This window comes from Lacihabitans soyangensis (genome assembly GCF_024343775.1).
Taxonomy (GTDB): Bacteria; Bacteroidota; Bacteroidia; order Cytophagales; family Spirosomataceae; genus Leadbetterella; species Leadbetterella soyangensis.
This window is the reverse complement of sequence record NZ_RJUF01000062.1, coordinates 1-7326: the sequence shown is the minus strand read 5'-3', so window position 1 is coordinate 7326 and position 7326 is coordinate 1. Positions and strand designations below refer to the sequence as shown.

The window sequence follows — 7326 nt, the reverse complement described above, 5'->3', positions numbered from 1 at the left end:
TAAGCAGCTAAAAGGCATTTTTCATATAGCAGCAATGGCAGCCATACGGTTTAACCCGCAAATGAAGGAATATTTTGACCGAAAGAAAAAAGAAGGAAAGAAAGGTTTTGTGGCAATGAATAATGTGAAAAACAAATTGATTCATCAGATGTATGCAGTTGTAAGAACTAAAACACCTTTTAATCCAGAATATGTTTATAAAAGAGCAGCATAATTTTAAAGAAAATATTTGGATTTAAGTTAGCTATCGACATGTTCCGCAGGTCATGTCGAAGCTAGATAAAATGGGATTTCCAATCCGACCTATTGGCAGGATATTTATATTTTCTCAATTTGAATGGATCAATTCTCGTCCCATTATAATCTCCACAAAACTATTCAGATATTCTTCTTCCTTTTCTATAATTCCTATTATAACTGGATTCATTTATATAGTCGAACGCGGCATGGATTACCTTCTTAACTGAGAACTAGAAAGAATATATTTCTTCAGCATGATTGCCTAAGCCATTCTTTAACTAAATATTATTTACTGCCATTTACTCATTTATTGGTTCAATTTTTGCTGTGAATTCAATGAATATCAAATTTATTTTTTGGAAAAATCATTCTATTCCCCGAAATGATTTTTTAAATCCACAAAGTACTTTTAAAGTATTCTTAATAAACTACTTATACATAATTTCAATTAAATCTAGACGAATGAATTTAAAATTCTACTCCAGTAAACTTTACTTAATTTCTTTATTTCTTATTTGCTTTAATGCCTACTCAACAAGCGGTTCAATACTTGGTGAACCTTCGAAATCGGTAATTTTGGATAAGCCATTAAAAGAAAAAACTGAAAATGGCCGGAAAAAAAATAACCCAATTGTAGTTTTTGAAGGCAAAAAAGAAATTCGCTTTTTTAATGACAACAATTACATTGATTGCATAAAGTATGAGATCAAAACGTCAAAGAAGAATTATGACATTGGCGAGAAAATTTCAATTTCAATTATTTTAGAATATTTTGGAGGATTGCATCAAAGTTTTAAAGATGAGGAATGCCAAAATCTTTCGATTAAAGTAGTTTTTCCTAGGGGCTTTATCCAAGAAGGTGGAAATTATTTTGAATTCATTCCTTTGGAATTTAGTGCAAATAACCCAAGGATTGAGCTAGATGTAGTAGGGAGTTTTTATGAGTATAATGAAAATCCGAAATTTTATTTATTGAAAGGGCCGAAAAACTCTAATTCCGAAACGATTTTTATAAAAAAAGGAGATCTGAGTTTAAATCTAAGTGAAAATAACGATCAGAGAATCTCAAAACCCCGATCAACTGAGGAGAAAATTGATAAATCATTAATTGCAGAACAGAATATAAAAACAACAGTATGCCCTACTCCCACAAATGGGAATTTGGGGTCAAAATTTTGTTCTTATACCGTTTCTGGAGCTGGTTGCAGTTCCATAGGCGGTGAATATAAATGGTATAATTCATCAAATCAATTATTACATTCTGGCCCTAATTATACCATCAATAATAGTGGAACTTATAAAGTCTCTTGTATTTCTAATACTTGTGCAGAAAGTCCAAAAAAATCCTTTTCAATCATTATTATTAAACCAACAGCAACAAACCCTACGACGATATCTAATCCAATTTGTGGTAGTAGTAATGTAGTTTTATCTGCAACACCAATAGGAACAGGTTATAGTTATGTTTGGACAGGTCCAACCCAAATTCAAAACCCAAATTCAAACAATGTAACAATTAAAGCATCTTCTACAGCTGCAATTTATTCTGTTGATGTGTCTTTCGGAGGAGTGACTTGTGCCGTTTCTACAATTGTTTATGGTAAAAATGTACCTACGGCTACCATAAATGCCACAGGTCCTATTTTAAAATGTCAAGGACAAACATTAAGTCTTGTAGGGAGCGGGACTGGTACTGGAACACTAAGCTACAATTGGAGTGGTCCTAATTCAACAAACGTTTCATCAACAACCTTAACGCAAAGTAATTTAATAGAAAAAAATACAGGAATATATACTTTTAAAGTAACAAGTTCAAATTCATGTTTTGCCACTTCAACTATCAATGTTCAAGTATCTAACCCAACGATTATACTGTCTCCACAGACTATTTGTAGTGGGAAAAGTGCCAATTTGTCTGCAAACGGCTGTCTTGGAATTGTAAAATGGTTTGATTCTAATTTAAGCAATGAGGTTATTTACCAAGGTCAAACATTCCCCACTCCTATATTGAATTCCTCAAAAATTTATTATGCTAGCTGTTCAATAGGAGAATGTGTTTCAAAGAAAGTTGGAGTGCAAGTAACCGTGAACCCAAGTCCTGCAGTACCTCAAATCAGCCCAAGTACAACCTCAGTTTGTGAGGGTAGTAGTTTTAAATTAACAGGAATCGGAAATGGAGTTTCATACTTATGGTCAGGCCCTCAAATAACAAATTCACTATTCAGTACGTCAACAGCGAGCAAGACATTAAATGTAACAAATGCAAATTCCAACAAAGCTGGTACCTATACATTTTCAGTGAAAGGCTCAAATAATTGTATAAGTTCGGTATCTACTCAAGTTAACGTAAATAAAAATCCAACAAATATTTCTGTTCAAAACAATAGTCCGGTTTGTTTGGGTGGAACAATTACTCTTGCTGCAACGGGAGCCGATGAGTATAAATGGACCGGGCCCAATAGTTTTATCTCAACAGGAAATACTATTTCAATCTCAAATTCTTCATTATCAAATGCAGGAATATATACTGTAACAGGGAAAAATACAAATTGTCCAATTTCAATTACTGCAACCACTGCAATCGCAATAACGGTATCCGCTGCACCCTCAATAAGTGCTCTCAGCAGTACAAATATTTGTGAAGGATCAAGCGTGATATTAAAAGCCGTGGGTTGCGTTTCAATAATAAGATGGTCAAATGGTTATGAAGGAGAATTCCTCACTGTAGATCAATCAGGCACATATACTGCTAAATGCATCTCAAACTCTGGTTGTGAAAGTAGTAGTAGCAATTCAGTTGTGATTAATACTCTCCCTAGAGTTTTCCCTCCTATTATTTCGGCAAGTGGCTCCACAAGGATTTGTGAAGGTGGTTCAGTTACACTTTCTGCAACAAATTGTTTAGGACAAGTTACTTGGAATGAGGGGAGTGTTGGAAACACTTTAGTTGTAAATGCTGAAGGAGGATATATGGCCACTTGTACAGATAGTAATGGTTGTAGAAGTTTATTCAGCGATAGTATCAACGTATTTATTAAACCCATGCTAATGTCTCCAAATGTTACAGCAAGTGGCCCTTTGACTTTTTGTGAAGGAGGAAATGTAACATTTAATGCTTCCCCTTGCCCAAGCGGAGCAATTAAATGGTCAAACGGCGTAGTTTCAAATTCTATATTAGTCTCAGAATCTGGAAGTTATTCAGCGACTTGTTCAATTGACGGGTGCGAAAGTTTGCCGAGTTTAATTCAAACAGTTATTGTTAAAGAGAAACCTATTTTGAATGTTAGCAACCAAAGTATTTGTTCCGGTACTTCCACGTCAATTCCTATAAATGGAGACGCTTTAACTACTTTTTCATGGACAGTAAATAGTAGTCTAAATGGAATTTCGGGTGCATTTAATGGCAATGGAAATATAATTTCTCAAGTACTTACCAATCCAAACAATACTACGCCTAGTACTATTACTTATTCAATAACAGGTATAGGTTCAAATGGTTGTTCGGCAAATGCTAACTCAATTGTTACCGTAAATCCAATTCCAAAGTTTATGGCCAACAATTTAACACAATGTTCTGGAATTAACTCAGTTATTTCATTTTACTCAGAATCAATCAATAATTATAGTTGGACTGTAGGAGGCATTACTGGAAACATTACTGGAGCTTCAAATGGTTCAGGTAATTCTATTGGCGGTACATTGACCAATCCAAGTTCAAGCAATCAAGGAACTGTAACATACAATGTCACTGCAACAAATGCATTTGGATGTTCTTCAACTTTAAGTGTGGTGAAAACAGTAAATCCAGTTCCAAATATTTCTGCAAATAACCAATCTATTTGTTCTGAGCAGGCTCCCCAAATAAAAATATCATCCAATACAGACAATACTTATAGTTGGAGTGTTGGAAACATAGTAGGTAATATTATTGGAGCTTCTTCAGGTTCTGGTGCCATAATGGCACAATCTTTAATAAATCCGAATCCTTCCACTTTAGGAAGTGTGCAATACGATATTGTAGGCACGAATTCTTTTGGTTGTACTTCTACGACCCAGAGTACGGTTTCTGTTAATCCCAAGCTTTCTATTATTACTCAAAATGGAAAAATTTGCTCTGGGGAATCTTTTACCAGTTCATTAATTAGTAATAAACCTGGTACTTTTTATTCTTGGACTGTAGCATCAAATGCTGGGGCAATTTTGGGTACATCTAGCGGTAATGGTGGTATATTTTCAACAGGCAACTTGGTTAACCAAGGCAATTTAAGCAATTCGGTAACTTATTTAATTACAGGCACCGACCCATCTGGATGCCTCGCTATAACTACAGTCAAAATAACTGTTAATCCAAAACCAAGCAAGCCTGAGATAGTCGTAAATGGACTTACTAATTTGTGTCAAGGAGATTTTACTATTTTAAAGGCATCAGGGTGTTCATCTGGGACAATATTTTGGTCAAATGGAGCTACACAAGATGAAATTATAGTTAATTCATCTGGAAATTATTCAGTAAAATGTGTTTCAAATTCTGGATGTTCGAGTGAATTTAGTGAACCACTTACGATTATTGTAAATCCACGGCCCAATGTGCCAAGTTTAGCTGCACTTAGTAATACAAACATATGCGTAGATGATTCAGTGATTTTTGTTGCTTCTGGATGTAAATCAGGAGAATATCGTTGGAATTCAAATATAGGATTTGAAGAAGATTCAATCAGATATGAATATTATTGGGGGGTGCCAGGTGAGTATTATATGAATGTGGAATGCCTAAACTCTTTTGGTTGTTATAGTAATTCAATAGGTGATACTGTTCTGGTTACAGTTAATCAAAGACCTGAGCGACCTACTGTTTCAACTTTAGGTTCAACCACAATTTGTGAAGGACAAACAGTTTCACTTGATGTAAATGGGTGTCTGGGAGACTCAACTATCTGGTCCAATGGAAGTGTTTCAAGAAATATTATAGTCTCAGATATCGGAAATTACAGTGTTAAATGTGCGACTTTCAATGGTTGTTCAAGTGTAAATAGTGAATCAATTACCGTTTCTAAGAAAGAACTGCCTCAGGCTCCTTTATTAGGAATGTATCCTTGGCAGTCTTCAAACATTTTTATTGCAGATACAATCAGTTTTCCGATTGAATCTGGCTGCTCAAGCGGCACAATAAAGTGGTACCCTGAAGTGAAATATTCAACTTATGGAGAACCTCGAAACTCACTCTTTCAATTTTTTGAGCCTGGTGTTTATGATATTTATGCTACTTGTGTTTTTGACGGTTGTGAAAGCTTGCCAAGTAATTCTTATCAAGTTACGGTTGCAGAAATACCAAACAATATTAAAATAATATCGAACAATGGGTACGTGCTAAAACCAGGAGTAGTTACTACTTTATCAGCTGAAGGTTGCGATAATTTAATTTATTGGTCAAATGGAGAAACAGGCCAGACAATTACAGTTTCAAGTCCTGGTGTTTACAGTGTTCAATGCTATAACTTGGACAATAACTATTATCAATCAAATCTGTACTATATCTTTCAGGATTAAACATTGCAAAAACACCTAGACATTCAAAACTTCTAGGTGTTTTTTTTGCCTTGCAACCCCGTTCTAGGATCGTTTCAACATCGTTGGGGTGTCAAGAAGGTTTTAGTTGCTTGACTATCAATCATCAATTTCAGTCATCTATATAGTACTCAAAGTATTAATACTTGGAGTGGTCATTAATTTACTCCTTCAAAAATAATTTCTTTTCCAATATAATTACTTGCAATACTGTAAATCTTATGAGAAGTTCGGGAGATGGTTTTTGCCCTGATTTCATCCCGATAAATATTAGGACACAAAAATAGAGTTTTAACTTTTAATTTTGTGTCATTATGAGTAAGCATCGTCAAAGCTGGAGTCAGCAACAGAAATTACAGATAATTTCCTTTTACAAAGAAAAAGGTATTGGAGCAGCGTCTGCTGAATTTGGAGTATCCTCTACAACTATTTACAACTGGGAAAAGATTTTAGATCAGACAGGAGAGTCAGGTTTAGAATCAATTAAGAAGTCAGACAAGGATTTAGCAATCAAGCGATTAGAGCGTGAGATTCGAGAGCTTCGCAATATAGTTGCCGACAATGCTTTGGAGCTGAGAATAAAAGATGAGCTTTTAAAAAAAAGTCAATTGAAAAAGAGTTAAAAATGGAAGTCGCTATTGAATTTATTAGCCAGGGATTTCCAATTAGAAACGTCTTGAGCCATTGTGGATTATCGAAGAGTTCATTTTATTATAAACCCTCAGATGGCAAAGCTGGAAGAAAACCTTATGCGACTATATATGATTCTAAAGGTAGAGAAGTGACAGAATCAGCAATTGTTGGACGTATTAAGTTATTGTTCGCCAAGCCTTTTGTTGACTATGGAGCTTATAAAACGTTTCGTCATTTAGTGGACAAAGAAAAATATAGAATAAGCAAACACTATGTTTATAAATTAATGAAAATCAACAATTTACTTAGAGGAAGCAATCCGATTTCGAGTAAAAAATCAAATCGAAACCGAGTAAAAGATTTGATTCCCAAAGTGGAGACAGAGTTTAGTTTTTTTGAATTTGACATTAAATATGTCTGGGTAAGTGGCCAACGTAAAAGTATGCAAGTATTAACGATCTTAGATATATTCAGTAGATTTAATATTGGCCATTACATGGCTTACAATATAAAAAAAGAAGATGTAATAAAGCTATTTGAAAAGGTCATTGCTGAGTTTGGATTGCCTAAAAATTTTATAGTAAGAAACGATAACGGTAGTCAATTTATAGCAAGTGTGGTGCAAGATTTTCTAAAAAACAATGGCATTACACAGGAATTTACAAAACCAGGTACACCGCAACAAAATGCTCATATTGAATCTTATCATTCAATTATGGAAAGAACTGTCTGTCAGAGGTTTGAGTTTGAAAATATAAAAATAGCAAAAAGAACAATAGACGAATTCAGAGAATTCTATAACTTTGAAAGAATTCATGGAGGTATTGGTTTTATCAGTCCTTATGAATATTTACTTCAAAAAGGAGTTGACTTAAAATCAACCCCGTT

3 protein-coding genes and 1 pseudogene are annotated in these 7326 nt (G+C 34.3%); all 4 read left to right on the top strand.

The window, feature by feature from the left end:
* A pseudogene (locus EGI31_RS14050) lies at positions 1-214 on the top strand (IS110 family RNA-guided transposase); the annotation flags it as partial.
* Between the two features lie 488 nt (positions 215-702).
* Complete coding sequence (locus EGI31_RS14045; RefSeq protein WP_255037856.1) at positions 703-5787, top strand: Ig-like domain-containing protein; 5085 nt, start codon at positions 703-705, stop codon at positions 5785-5787.
* Between the two features lie 332 nt (positions 5788-6119).
* Positions 6120-6428 carry a helix-turn-helix domain-containing protein gene (locus EGI31_RS14040; RefSeq protein ID WP_255035463.1) on the top strand — a complete coding sequence of 103 codons (309 nt, stop codon included), beginning with the start codon at positions 6120-6122 and terminating at the stop codon, positions 6426-6428.
* Positions 6429-6430: 2 nt separating this feature from the next.
* On the top strand, positions 6431-7326 hold an 896-nt coding region (locus tag EGI31_RS14035), incomplete at its 3' end, for a DDE-type integrase/transposase/recombinase (protein WP_255037855.1).

Bases quoted from the DNA above. Each gene is read 5' to 3' on its own strand.
- EGI31_RS14045 (WP_255037856.1), top strand. From the start codon at position 703: ATGAATTTAAAATTCTACTCCAGTAAACTTTACTTAATTTCTTTATTT.
- EGI31_RS14040 (WP_255035463.1), top strand. From the start codon at position 6,120: ATGAGTAAGCATCGTCAAAGCTGGAGTCAGCAACAGAAATTACAGATA.